This window comes from Pseudomonas sp. R15(2017) (assembly GCF_002112685.1).
In the GTDB taxonomy this organism is placed as follows: domain Bacteria; phylum Pseudomonadota; class Gammaproteobacteria; order Pseudomonadales; family Pseudomonadaceae; genus Aquipseudomonas; species Aquipseudomonas glycinae.
The window spans coordinates 142,573-155,516 of the sequence record NZ_NEII01000004.1 but is presented as its reverse complement, the minus strand read 5'-3'; the positions used below and the strand labels follow the sequence as shown (position 1 = coordinate 155,516).

The following is a 12,944-nucleotide window of genomic DNA, read 5'->3' as shown; positions in this document are numbered from 1 at the left end:
GCGCACCCGGACAATCTTGTCCATTTCTGTCGGTTTTCGCGCCGCAAACGCAATGGTTTTGGGGACTTGAAGATGAAGAAGTATCTGTCGATGCTGCTGGTCGGCGTCACGGCACTGGTTGCAGTCAATGCGGCGCAGGCCGGCGCAATCGACGACGCGGTCAAGCGCGGCTCGTTGAAAGTCGGTATGGATCCGACCTACATGCCGTTCGAAATGACCAACAAGCGCGGCGAAATCATCGGTTTCGAAGTCGACATCCTCAAAGCCATGACCAAGGCCATGGGCGTCAAGCTGGAGCTGGTCTCCACCGGTTACGACGGGATCATCCCGGCGCTGATGACCGACAAGTTCGACATGATCGGCAGCGGCATGACCCTGACCCAGGAACGCAACCTGCGCCTGAATTTCAGCGAACCGTTCATCGTGGTCGGCCAGACTCTGCTGATCCGTAAAGAGCTGGAAGGCACCATCAAGTCCTATAAAGACCTGAACACCGCCGACTACCGCATCACCTCCAAGCTCGGCACCACCGGCGAGATGGTCGCCAAAAAGCTGATCTCCAAAGCCAAGTACCACGGCTACGACAACGAGCAGGAAGCCGTGCTCGACGTGGTCAACGGCAAGGCTGACGCCTTCATCTACGACGCGCCGTACAACGTCGTTGCCGTGAACAAGGTCGGCGCCGGCAAACTGGTGTTCCTCGACAAGCCGTTCACCTACGAGCCACTGGCCTTCGGCCTGAAGAAGGGTGACTACGACAGCCTCAACTTCATCAACAACTTCCTGCACCAGATCCACGAAGACGGCACCTACGATCGCATCCATGACAAGTGGTTCAAGAGCACCGAGTGGCTCAAGGACATGGAATAACACCCGCTCGCCGATCGTTCCCACGCTCTGCGTGGGAATGCCGCCCGGGACGCTCCGCGTCCCTTCGCAAGCGTGACGCAGAGCGTCACAGGATGCATTCCCACGCAGAGCATGGGAACGAGCGACTCAGAGAAACATTCAATGAAACAGAAAAAAGCCCAATGGCCCTGGCACGTCCTGACCGTGCTGGTGCTGGTCGGCCTGGCCGGCGCGCTGTATTACGCCACGTCGCTGATGTCCTACGAATGGCGCTGGAACCGCGTGCCGCAGTACTTCGCCTATCAGGCCGAGGAAACCCAGCGCGCGACCGACATTTCCACCGTCAGCGAACTGGTGCGCAAGGGCGGCAGCGCGCAGGTCACCCTGCGCAACGATGCCGGTGACGAGCAGCACCTGACCGTCGACGAAAACAGCCTGCAATTCGCTCAGGGCGACGATGTGGCCGAAGGCGACGTCGTGGGCGTGACCCGGCATTGGGCGGCGGGCCCGCTGTTGTGGGGCCTGTGGACCACGCTTTGGCTGTCGGTGGTGTCCGGCGTGCTGGGTCTGCTGATCGGTCTGGCGACCGGGCTGTGCCGGTTGTCGAGCAACCCGACCCTGCGCGACCTGTCGACGATCTATGTCGAACTGGTGCGCGGCACGCCGCTGCTGGTGCAGATCTTCATTTTCTATTTCTTCATCGGCACGGTAATGAACCTGTCCCGGGAGTTCGCCGGGATCGCCGCGCTGTCGCTGTTCACCGGCGCCTACGTGGCGGAAATCATCCGTTCCGGTGTGCAGTCGATTGCCCGTGGTCAGAACGAAGCGGCGCGTTCGCTGGGCCTGAGCGCCGGCCAGTCGATGCGTCATGTGGTGCTGCCGCAGGCGTTCAAGCGCGTGCTGCCGCCGCTGGCCGGGCAGTTCATCAGTCTGGTCAAAGACACTTCGCTGGTGTCGGTGATCGCCATCACCGAGCTGCTGAAAAGCGGCCGTGAAGTCATCACCACCTCGTTCTCGCCGTTCGAGATCCTGTTCTGCGTCGCCGGCCTGTACCTGTTGATCAACCTGCCGCTGTCGAAAATCGCCAGCCGGCTTGAGCGGAGGCTCGCGCAAAGTGATTGAAGTCCGCGATCTGGTAAAAGTCTTCGACACCCGTGGGCAGGTGGTGCGCGCGGTGGATAACGTCAGCACCTCCGTCGCCAAGGGTGAAGTGCTGGTGGTGATCGGCCCGTCCGGTTCCGGCAAGTCGACGTTCCTGCGTTGCCTCAATGGTCTGGAAGAGTTCGATTCCGGCTCGGTGAGCATCGACGGCCTGCAACTGGCCGACCCGAAAACCGACGTCAACGCCTACCGCCGCGAAGTCGGCATGGTGTTCCAGCATTTCAATCTGTTCCCGCACATGACCGTGCTGGAGAACCTGTGCCTGGCACAGAAAGTCGTGCGCAAGCGCGGCCAGAAGGAAAGCGAGGCCAAGGCCCTGGCGTTGCTGGAGAAGGTCGGCATCGCCCAGAAGGCCCGCGAGTACCCGTCGCGCCTGTCCGGCGGTCAGCAACAGCGGGTGGCGATTGCCCGGGCGCTGGCGATGGACCCCAAAGTAATGCTGTTCGACGAACCGACCTCGGCCCTCGACCCGGAAATGGTCGGTGAAGTGCTGGACGTGATGAAAAACCTGGCTGTGGAAGGCATGACCATGGTCTGCGTGACCCACGAAATGGGTTTTGCCCGGGAAGTGGCGGATCGGGTGCTGTTCTTCGATCACGGCAAACTGTTGGAAGACGCCTCGCCGTCAGAGTTCTTCGATGCGCCGAAGGATCCGCGAGCCCAGGCGTTCCTGCGGCAAGTCCTCTAAACGCAGGGCAAAAAAAACGCAGCCATTGGCTGCGTTTTTTTATCACTGATCGTTCCCACGCTCTGCGTGGGAATGCCGCCCAGGACGCTCTGCGTCCCTTCGCAAGCGTGACGCGGAGCGTCACAGGATGCATTCCCACGCGGAGCGTGGGAACGATCGGGCGTCCACTTACACCTTGAACCGGCCCACCAGCGTTTGCAGGTGAGTGCCCAAACGCGCCAGCTCGACGCTGGAGGCCGCCGTCTCTTCACTGGCCGCCGAGGTCTGGTCCGAGACATCCCGCACGTTCAGCACGCTGCGGTTGATCTCTTCAGCCACGGCGCTCTGCTGCTCGGCCGCTGCGGCGATCTGCTGGTTCATCGCCTGAATCGCCGAAACGGTACGGGTGATGCTTTCCAGCGAACCACCGGCACGCCGGGTCAGCTCGACGCTGCTGTCGGTCAGGGTGCGGCTGTTGTCCATGATCGTCGCGACTTGCTGGGTGCCGTTCTGCAGGCCGACGATCAGTTCTTCGATCTCTTCCGTGGACTTCTGAGTGCGCTGGGCCAGGCTGCGGACTTCGTCGGCAACCACCGCAAAGCCACGTCCGGCTTCACCGGCACGGGCGGCCTCGATGGCGGCGTTTAGGGCCAGCAGGTTGGTTTGTTGGGCTACGGACTTGATCACGTCGAGCACGCTGCCGATCTTGTCGCTTTCGCGCTTGAGCTCGCCCATGGCCTCGGTGGAATGGCCGACTTCAGCGGCCAGACGTTCGATCTGGGCAATGGCTTCGCCAACCACCTTGTCGCCTTCACGGGCCTGCTGGTCAGCAGCGACCGCGGCTTCCGAAGCTTCCTCGGCGTTGCGCGCGACTTCCTGCACGGTGGCGGCCATTTCGTTCATGGCGGTCGCGACCTGGTCGGTTTCGACTTTCTGATTGTTCACCCCGGCGCTGGTCTGCTCGGTCACCGCGGACAACTCTTCGGCGGCGCTGGCGATCTGGGTCACGCCGTCGCTGATGCCGCCGATCAATTCGCGCAGGCCCTGGGTCATGCTCTGCATCGAACGCTGCAGCTGACCGAGTTCGTCACGGCGCAGGGACACCAGATTGTGGGTCAGGTCACCGGCGGCCACGCGTTCGGCGACTTTCAGGGTCTGCTCCAGCGGAATGATGATCTGTCGGGTGATCGCCCAGGCCGCGAGCAGACCGAAGGCCAGGGCCAGCAGGGTGGCGATCATCAGCATGTTTTTGGCGTGCGCGGCATCGGTGTCGCGGACGATGGTCTGGGACACCGTGAGCTTCTTGCTGACGTCGAGCAGGATGTCGCCTTGAGCCGACATGCGAGCCAGCGCCTTGGCGTTGTTCACCTGGGAGTCGCGGAACTGGCTGACGGCGGCGCGGTAAGCCTTCAGCGATTCGGTGGCCTGCTGCAGGTTGGCGATGTGTTGCTCGGGCAGTTTGCTCGGCAGGCTTTCCAGATTGTTCAGAGCCGCGGCGATGGCATCCAGCGCCGGTTGTTCGGCTTCGGCCTTGCCGCTGTAGGTGTAGCCGCGCACCTGATAGCGCGCCTGCTGCAGCAGTTTGCTCAGCTCGATCACGCTGTTGAATTGCGCAACGCTGTCGCCTTGCAGCAGGGATTTCTCGACTTCGCTGACCTTGGCCACGGCGTTATCGGCGCTGGCGCCGAGTTTGCTGCGGGCGTCTTCACGCTGCACGGTGGCCTGGGTCATGTCGCCAAAGGCGCGTTTGTACTCGGCGACCGCCGCCAGTTGCTGGTCGATCATGGCCACGTCGGACGGTTGCTCGATCATGCCGCGCGCGCTTTGCAGGCCGCTGTCGAGCTTGCCGAGCAGGTCATTGACCGCGCCAGGGCCCTGTTCGCCACGGCGGGCTTCATAGTCCAGGCGTGCCAGGCGCAGGTCTTTGGTCAGCTCGTTGAGGCTGGAGATGAAGCCGAGCTTGTCACCCCGGCTGATGATCCCGCTCATGCCGGTCCAGCCGGTGAAGGTGATCAACAGGGTCAGCAGCAGCACCAGGCCGAAACCGATTCCAAGCTTACGTTTGACGCTGACGTTTCCAAGACTCTCGGCTAACCAACGGTACATGCGACGACTCCCTCGGACCACTAATTGGACTTATGGAGAGGGTATCGGCCGGATGATGGCAATCTGTAACGCCTTTTGTCCGGCGAAGCGCTTAGAACAGAAGCGCTCAGAACAGCCGGGCCAGCAGCGCGGTGACGGCGGTTTCGACCCGCAGGATTCGCTCGCCCAGTTGCACCGGTTGCAGCCCGGCCTTGGCCAGCAGATCGATTTCGTAGGGAATCCAGCCACCCTCGGGGCCGATGGCCAGGGTCACCGGTTCGTTCAGGGCGCGGGGGCAGGGCGGGAAATTGCCCGGATGACCGACAAGGCCGAGGGTGCCGTCGGTGATGGCTGGCAGGCGATCTTCGACGAACGGCTTGAAGCGCTTCTCGATGATGATTTCCGGCAGCACGGTATCGCGGGCCTGTTCGAGGCCGAGGATCAGTTGTTCGCGGATGGCGTCCGGTTCGAGGAACGGCGTCTGCCAGAAGCTTTTCTCGACCCGGTAGCTGTTGACCAGAATCACCTTCGACACGCCCATGGTCGCCACTGTCTGGAACACCCGGCGCAGCATCTTAGGGCGGGGTAGGGCGAGTACCAGGGTCAGCGGCAGTTTGGCCGGTGGCGGTTGATCGAGGGTGACCCGAAGCTCGGCTTCACCCGCGTCCAGGCGCAGCAGCTCGGCCGAGCCCATCAACCCGCCGATCCGCCCGACCCGCAGGCTGTCGCCGACTTCCGAACGGTGGACTTCCTGCATGTGGGTCAGGCGCCGATCACGCAGCACGACGCGGTCGGCCGCAATGAAGTCGGCCTCTTCGAGCAGCAGCAGGTTCATGGCTGAGTCGCTGGCGGCTGGTCGTTGTGATCGTCGGCGGTTTCTTCCGGGCGCTCGCGCTTGCTGACCAGGCTGCCGAAAAGGATGCCGACTTCGAACAGCATCCACATCGGCACGGCCAGCAGGGTCTGGGAGAAGATGTCCGGCGGGGTCAGGATCATGCCCACCACGAAGCAGCCGATGATTACATACGGACGAATCTTCTTCAGGTATTTGACGTCGACCACGCCGATCCACACCAGCAGCACCACGGCCACCGGGATTTCAAACGCCACGCCGAAAGCGAAGAACAGCGTCATGACGAAATCGAGGTAACTGGTGATGTCGGTCATCATTTCCACGCCGGCCGGGGTGGCCGAGGCGAAGAACTTGAAGATCAGCGGGAACACGAAGAAGTAGGCGAACGCCATGCCGGTGTAGAACAGCAGGATGCTGGAGATCAGCAACGGCACCGCGACACGCTTCTCGTGCTTGTACAGGCCCGGTGCGATGAAGCCCCAGATCTGATGCAGGATCACCGGAATCGCCAGGAACAGCGAGACCATCATCGTCAGTTTCAGCGGCGTCAGGAACGGCGACGACACGTCGGTGGCGATCATCGTCGCACCGGCCGGCAGGTATTCGCGCAGCGGCGTCGAGACGAAGGTGTAGATCTGCTGGGTAAAGGCAAACAGCCCGGCGAAGATGATGAAGATCGCCGCGACGCAACGCAGCAGGCGGGTGCGCAACTCGGTGAGGTGCGAAACCAGCGGCATGTGCTGGTCGTTTTCGGGGAGATCGCTCATGGGGCTCGCGGCGGCAATGTTGGGTCGTGAGGCGCTGGTGTGGTCGGCGCGGCGGTTGGAGCTACATGTTCAACCGTCGTGGCTGCGACAGCAGGTGCAGAATCGGTTGGCGCTACGACAGGTGCTGGTGGCGTCGCGGCGGCAGGCGCATGAATCGTCTGCTCACCCACGTGCTCGACCGGCGTCGGCTCCTGCTGAACCGGCGTGAAAATCTTCCGCGCCTCCTGTTCCAGCGACAGGATGTGCTCGTTGTGCAGTTGCCGACGGATTTCGTCGGCACCGATTTCACGCTCAACTTCCTGTTTGATCGCGTTGAAGCTGCGCTTCAGCCGTCCGACCCACAGGCCGGCGGTGCGTGCAGCGCCCGGCAGACGCTCGGGGCCCAGCACCAGCAGGGCGACGAGGCCGACGAGCAGCAGTTCAGAGAAGCTGATACCAAACATTAGTCAGTGCTCACACGTCTTTGCGGATCGGCTCTTCGACTTTCTGCGCCTGCACGTCGATGGTGTGCGGCGGGTTGGCCTGAGCAGTGGCTTGCGGCTGCACCGGCGGTACCGGTTGCGCAGGCGTGACGGTCGGGTCGGCCGGTTTTTCGTCGTCGTTCATGGCTTTGCGAAAGCCCTTGATCGACTCGCCAACGTCGGTGCCGAGGTTCTTCAGTTTCTTGGTGCCGAACACCAGTACCACGACCACCAGGATGACGATCCAGTGTTTCCAGTCAAAAATGCCCATGTTGCTGTTCCTCTCTTGAAGTTGTTCAGGCGGACGGACGCGAGGCTTTCTCGACGTGTCCGGACAGGCCGAAGCGGCGATCCAGCTCATCCAGCACTGCCTGCGGATGCTGCCCCAGCTGGGCAAGCATGACCATGCTGTGGAACCACAGGTCGGCGGTCTCGTAGATCACGTCGCTGCAGTCGCCGCTGACGGCGGCGTCCTTGGCGGCGATGATTGTTTCAACCGATTCTTCGCCGACCTTTTCCAGAATCTTGTTCAGACCCTTGTGATACAGGCTGGCGACATACGAGCTGTCGGCGGCTGCGCCCTTGCGCTCTTCCAGCACCTGAGCAAGGCGAGTCAGAGTGTCACTCATGTTTGTGTCCTGCGGAGTAAATAGCGTGCGGGTCTTTCAGGACCGGGTCGACCGTTTTCCAGTCGCCGTTTTCGAAGACGCGGTAGAAGCAGCTTTGACGGCCAGTATGGCAAGCGATGTCGCCGATCTGCTCGACCATCAGGATGATGACGTCGGCGTCGCAGTCCAGACGCATTTCATGCAGCGTCTGTACGTGCCCGGACTCTTCGCCCTTGCGCCACAGCTTGCCACGGGAACGTGACCAATAGATGGCACGGTTTTCCGCCGCGGTCAGCTCCAGGGCTTCGCGGTTCATCCAGGCCATCATCAATACGCGTCCGGTCTTGTGATCCTGGGCAATCGCCGGCACCAGGCCATCGGCGTCCCACTTGATCTCGTCCAGCCAGTTTTTCATCTTCGACTCCGACAGCGAACCCACACTTCAATAGTCGGGTTCAGGCGTTGAAACAGTGTGCCAGCCGATCACGGAACTGGCTATCGGCGAACGACCAGATACAAGCCGACTGCCACCATGATCCCGGCGGGCCAATGCCCCAGTTCGTGCAGCGGGCCCCCGGCGGCGAGGATCGTACCGCCCGCCAGATGGGCACTGCCGAGCAGGCGCAGGAACCAGTCGTCCTTGCGTTTTTTCCACGGTGGCGGTGGGTCGTTGGCGTGGGGTTGGGACATGCGTTCGAGCAGGTCGCGGGCCATGTTGGCCAGGTGCGGCAGCTGTTCGAACTGGCTCTGGACGTTGCCGATCAAGGCTTTCGGGCTGACGCGCTCGCGCATCCAGCGTTCGAGGAACGGCTGCGCGGTGTTCCACAGATCCAGATCCGGGTACAGCTGACGGCCCAGGCCTTCGATGTTCAGCAATGTCTTTTGCAGCAGTACGAGTTGCGGTTGTACTTCCATGTTGAAGCGGCGCGCGGTCTGGAACAGGCGCATCAGCACCTGGCCAAATGAAATATCTTTTAATGGTTTTTCGAAGATCGGCTCGCACACGGTACGGATCGCCGCTTCGAATTCGTTGAGCTTGGTTTCCGCCGGCACCCAGCCTGAATCGATGTGCAATTGCGCCACGCGGCGGTAGTCGCGCTTGAAGAAGGCGAACAGGTTGCGTGCCAGATAGTCCTGGTCTTCCGGGGTCAGGCTGCCGACGATGCCGCAGTCGATCGCAATGTACTGCGGGCTCCACGGATTGACGGTGCTGACGAAGATGTTGCCCGGGTGCATGTCGGCATGGAAGAAACTGTCGCGGAACACCTGGGTGAAGAAGATCTCCACGCCGCGTTCGGCGAGCATTTTCATGTCGGTGCGCTGGTCGGCGAGGGTTGCCAGATCCGTCACCTGGATCCCGTAGATGCGCTCCATCACCAGCACTTTCGGCCGGCACCAGTCCCAATAGACTTGTGGCACGTAGAGCAGCGGCGAGCCCTCGAAGTTGCGCTTCAACTGGCTGGCGTTGGCCGCCTCGCGCAACAGGTCGAGTTCGTCGTAGATGGTTTTTTCGTAGTCGCTGACCACGTCCACCGGGTGCAGCAGGCGGGCGTCGGCGGAGACCTTTTCGGCGGCGCGGGCGAGGATGAACAGCCACGCCAGATCCTGGGCGATCACCGGTTTCAGGCCCGGGCGGATCACCTTGACCACCACTTCTTCGCCGGTCTTCAGTTGCGCGGCGTGTACCTGCGCCACCGAGGCCGAGGCCAGCGGTTCGACGTCGAAGCGACTGAACACTTCGCTGATCTTCTTGCCCAGTTGCTCTTCGATCAGCTTGACCGACAGCTGCGAATCGAATGGCGGCACCCGGTCCTGCAACCGCATCAGCTCATCGGCGATGTCTTCCGGCAGCAGGTCGCGGCGGGTCGAGAGGATCTGCCCGAACTTGATGAAGATCGGCCCCAGATCCTGCAACGCCAGGCGTAGACGTGCGCCACGGCTGAGCTCCAGCGGCTTGCGCGGGAACCAGCGCCACGGCAAGACGTAGCGCAGCGCCAGCAGGAACCACGGCAAAGGCAGATCGAACAGCAGGTCATCGAGGCGGTAGCGGATCACGACGCGCTGGATGCGCAACAGACGGCGGACGGCGAGCAGCTTCATGCGTTATCGCTTGGGTCGAGGGATCGGGAAAGGCGCTCGAAGCGCGCCTCGAGACGTTCCAGATCGAGTTTGATCCGGTCCAGTTCGCTGAAGCGGGCTTCGGCTTCGCGCTGCCCGACGAGGGTGCGCGATTCTTCGGCCAGGTATTCGGCGAGGTTCTGGTTGAGGCTGGCAAATCCTTGTTGATACCAGCGGGCGCGGCTGCGCAGGTGACCGCCGACCAGTTGCGTGGCGACCGGGCCCAGCCAGCGCGAGAGTTCGTACTCCCAGTCCAGCTCGAGGTCCTGCAGCACGCCGGCCAGTTCCAGCAGCACGCCGCTGTCACCGTCGAGTTCGACTTCCGGTGCGTGCAGCACCGCCGTCTTGTCCTTGCTCAGGGCCAGTTTCACCAGGCTCGAGGCCGGGGCGCGCAGGGTGCAGTCGACGCCGGTTTCCCAGTGGGACGCCAGCATCAGGCCTTCGTCGCTCGGCAGGATGAACAGTTGCAGCGCCGGGCTGCGGCAATCCACGGCAATCACTTTGCCGGTCAGATGCGCCAGTCGCGGCAGCGCCGTGCTGTCGAGACGCAGCACGCGGTTCAGGCCGAGTTCGACGCTGGCGAGCAGCCCGGTCAGCAGCATCAGGGTTTGATGCCGCGGTGCAGGGCGACGATGCCTGCGGTCATGTTGTGATAGGTCACGCGGTCGAAACCGGCGTCGACCATCATCGACTTCAGGGTTTCCTGATTCGGGTGCATGCGGATCGATTCGGCCAGGTAACGATAGCTTTCCGAGTCGTTGGTGATCAGCTTGCCCATCAGCGGCATGAAGGCGAACGAATAGGCGTCGTAGGCCTTGGACATCAGCGCGTTGGTCGGCTTGGAGAATTCCAGTACCAGCAGGCGACCGCCCGGCTTGAGTACGCGCAACATCGAGCGCAGGGCGTCTTCCTTGTGCGTCACGTTGCGCAGGCCGAAAGCGATGGTCACGCAGTCGAAATGGTTGTCCGGGAACGGCAGCTTTTCAGCGTCGGCCTGAACGAACTCGACATTGCCCGACACGCCGACATCCAGCAGCCGGTCACGGCCGACCTTGAGCATGGATTCGTTGATGTCGGCCAGCACCACCTGACCGGTCGGGCCGACCAGGTGCGAGAACTTCTTGGTCAGATCGCCCGTGCCACCGGCGATGTCCAGCACGCGGTTGCCGGCGCGTACGCCCGACAGTTCGATCGCGAAACGCTTCCACAGACGGTGCATGCCGCCCGACAAAAGGTCGTTCATCAGGTCGTACTTCGCCGCTACGGAGTGGAAAACCTCAGCGACTTTTTCCGCTTTCTGGCTTTCCGGAACGTTTTTGAAGCCGAAGTGAGTGGTGGGTTCGGCATCGCTGCCTTTGCGCTGATCAGTCATATCGCTGTCACCAAAAGAGAATGCGCGACATTCTAATCCCCAAGCCATGCTTTGTCTTGGAATGGCTAAAGGTAAGATGGGCAACCTTCGGGACGATTTGCCGCAGTGGCGGTCAAGATTCGTTGCAGGCATTCATAGCCCCATTCAAAAAGCAGGAGTCATTCAATGGCCCATATCAGTGTTGAGCGTGCCCACAGCCTGGGCAAGGAAGCAGCCCGCGAGAAAGCCGACAAACTGGCGCAGAAACTTTCCGATCAATATGGCCTGGAGCCGCAGTGGTCGGGCGATGTCCTGAACCTCAAGCGTTCGGGCGTGAAGGGCGCGGTGCATGTGGCCGAGGATTCGATCCGGGTCGACGTCGAACTGGGCCTGATGATGTCGGCCATGAGCGGCATGATCAAAGCCGAGATCGAGAAGGCGCTGGATAAAGCGCTGGTCTGACGCGGTTCTTGCAGCTTCAAATCCTTGTGGGAGCGGGCTTGCCCGCGATGGCGTCGGCAAATCCAGCATCTTTATCGGCTGAACCTACGCTATCGCGGGCAAGCCCGCTCCCACAGGGTACGTGTTTGCCCCGTCTTTTATGTCAGTTGTTAGGGTGCCGTTTCTAATTTTTCTCCCTACTTTGTGCCTGAGCCCGACACTCGTCAGGGCAGTTCCTCAAACCTTCTGCGCGTGAGGTGCACCATGGCCAAAGTCATTTTGAAGAAAAAAATCGACGCTTCGACTTCCGCTCTGAGCGACGTCAAATCCTATGCCCGCAAGATCTGGCTGGCAGGCCTGGGTGCCTACACCAAGGTCGGTCAGGAGGGCAGCGAGTACTTTCAGGAGTTGATCAAGGCTGGTCAAACTGTTGAAAAGAAAGGCAAAAAAGCCGTCACCGAAAAACTCGAAGCAGCCAACGCCGAGATCGATGAAGCCAAGAGCGAAGTCAGCTCTTTCAAAGGCCGGGTCGAAGTTCAGCTCGACAAGGTCGAGAAGGCGTTCGACACACGTGTGGCCAGTGCCTTGAATCGTATCGGCATTCCGTCTAAACATGACGTTGAGACACTCTCTGCTAAGCTCGATGAGCTGACGGCATTGCTCGAACGCGTCGCGCGTAAATCTTAAGGAGAACGGGATGGCTGGTAAAAAGAACACCGATAAAGAAGGCAGCTCGTGGATCGGAAAAGTCGAAGACTATTCCCGCAAGATCTGGCTGGCTGGTTTAGGCGTGTACTCGAAGATCGACACTGACGGCAGCAAGCTCTTCGATACATTGGTCAAAGACGGCGAGAAAGCCGAGAAGCTCACCAAGGCTGCAGTCGGCAAGAAAGTCGATGCTGCCAAGGATTCTGCAAGCTCGGCAAAATCGCGCATCAGCGGCGTGAAAGATCGCGCACTGGGCACCTGGGATCAGCTGGAAGGGGCTTTCGACAAGCGCCTGAACAGTGCGATTTCGCGCCTGGGCGTACCGAGCCGCAACGAGGTGAAGGATCTGCACAAAAAGGTCGATACCCTGACCAGGCAGATCGAAAAACTCACCGGCCTGAAAGCTCAGCCTGTCGCGGCGAAAACCGCAGCAGCCAAGCCTGCGGCCAAAACCGCTGCCAAGCCACTGGCTAAAGCCGCCGCCAAACCGGCCGCAAAAGCAGCAGCCAAAACCGCTGCCGCCAAGCCTGCAGCGAAAGCCGCGGCCAAACCGGTTGCTGCCAAGGCCGCCGCCAAGCCAGTTGCAAAAACGGCAGCAAAACCAGCTGCCAAACCGGCGGCCAAGCCTGCAGCGAAAACGGCTGCCGCCAAACCCGCTGCCAAGCCTGCCGCCAAACCGGCTGCGGCGAAAAAACCGGCAGTGAAAAAACCGGCCGCGCCGAAAGCCGCTGCGCCGAAAGCTGCAGCACCAAAACCGGTGACCACACCGCAAGCACTGGCAAGCACGTCGAACTCCGCCTCGGCTCCAACCCCGGCGCCTGCTCCGACTGCTGCATCGACTCCGTCGACGCCAACCAGTCAGTCCTGATTTTTCA

The 12,944-nt window shown here is 61.4% G+C and carries 16 protein-coding genes and 1 pseudogene; 6 read left to right on the top strand and 11 right to left on the bottom strand.

Annotated features, from left to right (window positions below; all coding sequences use genetic code 11):
- Positions 1–72: 72 nt before the first annotated feature.
- The 3 genes from CAF77_RS10415 (at position 73) to CAF77_RS10405 (ending at position 2,698) form a co-directional block, all read left to right on the top strand.
- Positions 73–870: a transporter substrate-binding domain-containing protein gene (locus tag CAF77_RS10415; protein ID WP_011332057.1), complete on the top strand. Its 798-nt coding sequence runs from the start codon at positions 73–75 to the stop codon at positions 868–870.
- 141 nt (positions 871–1,011) lie between these two features.
- Positions 1,012–1,971: an amino acid ABC transporter permease gene (locus tag CAF77_RS10410; RefSeq protein ID WP_007952431.1), complete on the top strand. Its 960-nt coding sequence runs from the start codon at positions 1,012–1,014 to the stop codon at positions 1,969–1,971.
- The gene (locus CAF77_RS10405; RefSeq protein WP_085608399.1) at positions 1,964–2,698 is read left to right on the top strand and encodes an amino acid ABC transporter ATP-binding protein; all 735 of its coding nucleotides are present in this window, start codon (positions 1,964–1,966) and stop codon (positions 2,696–2,698) included. The genes CAF77_RS10410 and CAF77_RS10405 overlap by 8 nt, the downstream gene beginning before the upstream one ends.
- A 168-nt stretch (positions 2,699–2,866) precedes the next feature.
- On the opposite strand, the gene CAF77_RS29700 is transcribed toward CAF77_RS10405, so the two are convergent.
- The 11 genes and pseudogenes from CAF77_RS29700 to ubiE form a co-directional block, all read right to left on the bottom strand.
- Positions 2,867–3,580, bottom strand: coding sequence for a methyl-accepting chemotaxis protein (locus CAF77_RS29700; protein ID WP_371857706.1), 714 nt, complete (start codon positions 3,578–3,580; stop codon positions 2,867–2,869).
- Between the two features lie 141 nt (positions 3,581–3,721).
- Positions 3,722–4,666: pseudogene (locus CAF77_RS29695) on the bottom strand (methyl-accepting chemotaxis protein); the annotation flags it as partial.
- A gap of 223 nt (positions 4,667–4,889) precedes the next feature.
- Positions 4,890–5,597, bottom strand: coding sequence for a 16S rRNA (uracil(1498)-N(3))-methyltransferase (locus CAF77_RS10395; RefSeq protein ID WP_064382826.1), 708 nt, complete (start codon positions 5,595–5,597; stop codon positions 4,890–4,892).
- Entirely contained in the window at positions 5,594–6,382 is a 789-nt protein-coding gene (gene tatC / locus CAF77_RS10390; protein WP_007952425.1) for a twin-arginine translocase subunit TatC, read from the bottom strand. Before tatC ends, CAF77_RS10395 begins: the two co-directional genes overlap by 4 nt.
- A complete protein-coding gene (gene tatB, locus CAF77_RS10385) occupies positions 6,379–6,825 on the bottom strand; it encodes a Sec-independent protein translocase protein TatB (RefSeq protein ID WP_084777045.1) in 447 nt (148 codons plus the stop codon). The genes tatC and tatB overlap by 4 nt, the downstream gene beginning before the upstream one ends.
- A gap of 10 nt (positions 6,826–6,835) precedes the next feature.
- Positions 6,836–7,114 (bottom strand): twin-arginine translocase TatA/TatE family subunit, encoded by a 279-nt coding sequence (locus tag CAF77_RS10380; protein ID WP_007952423.1) that lies wholly within the window; start codon positions 7,112–7,114, stop codon positions 6,836–6,838.
- Between the two features lie 25 nt (positions 7,115–7,139).
- On the bottom strand, positions 7,140–7,472 hold the full coding sequence (locus tag CAF77_RS10375; protein ID WP_007952422.1) for a phosphoribosyl-ATP diphosphatase: 333 nt from the start codon (positions 7,470–7,472) through the stop codon (positions 7,140–7,142).
- A complete protein-coding gene (hisI, locus tag CAF77_RS10370) occupies positions 7,465–7,866 on the bottom strand; it encodes a phosphoribosyl-AMP cyclohydrolase (RefSeq protein WP_007909357.1) in 402 nt (133 codons plus the stop codon). Before hisI ends, CAF77_RS10375 begins: the two co-directional genes overlap by 8 nt.
- An 80-nt stretch (positions 7,867–7,946) precedes the next feature.
- A complete protein-coding gene (gene ubiB, locus CAF77_RS10365) occupies positions 7,947–9,551 on the bottom strand; it encodes a ubiquinone biosynthesis regulatory protein kinase UbiB (RefSeq protein WP_085654419.1) in 1,605 nt (534 codons plus the stop codon).
- A complete protein-coding gene (locus tag CAF77_RS10360; protein WP_007952419.1) occupies positions 9,548–10,171 on the bottom strand; it encodes an SCP2 domain-containing protein in 624 nt (207 codons plus the stop codon). Before CAF77_RS10360 ends, ubiB begins: the two co-directional genes overlap by 4 nt.
- On the bottom strand, positions 10,171–10,941 hold the full coding sequence (gene ubiE / locus CAF77_RS10355) for a bifunctional demethylmenaquinone methyltransferase/2-methoxy-6-polyprenyl-1,4-benzoquinol methylase UbiE (protein WP_007952418.1): 771 nt from the start codon (positions 10,939–10,941) through the stop codon (positions 10,171–10,173). Before ubiE ends, CAF77_RS10360 begins: the two co-directional genes overlap by 1 nt.
- 165 nt (positions 10,942–11,106) lie before the next feature.
- Between ubiE and CAF77_RS10350 the strand changes: the two genes are divergently transcribed.
- The 3 genes from CAF77_RS10350 (at position 11,107) to CAF77_RS10340 (ending at position 12,937) form a co-directional block, all read left to right on the top strand.
- Positions 11,107–11,382, top strand: coding sequence for a polyhydroxyalkanoic acid system family protein (locus CAF77_RS10350; protein WP_007952417.1), 276 nt, complete (start codon positions 11,107–11,109; stop codon positions 11,380–11,382).
- Between the two features lie 243 nt (positions 11,383–11,625).
- On the top strand, positions 11,626–12,048 hold the full coding sequence (locus CAF77_RS10345; protein WP_039772451.1) for a phasin family protein: 423 nt from the start codon (positions 11,626–11,628) through the stop codon (positions 12,046–12,048).
- A gap of 10 nt (positions 12,049–12,058) precedes the next feature.
- Positions 12,059–12,937, top strand: coding sequence for a phasin family protein (locus tag CAF77_RS10340; protein WP_085654418.1), 879 nt, complete (start codon positions 12,059–12,061; stop codon positions 12,935–12,937).
- Positions 12,938–12,944: the final 7 nt, after the last annotated feature.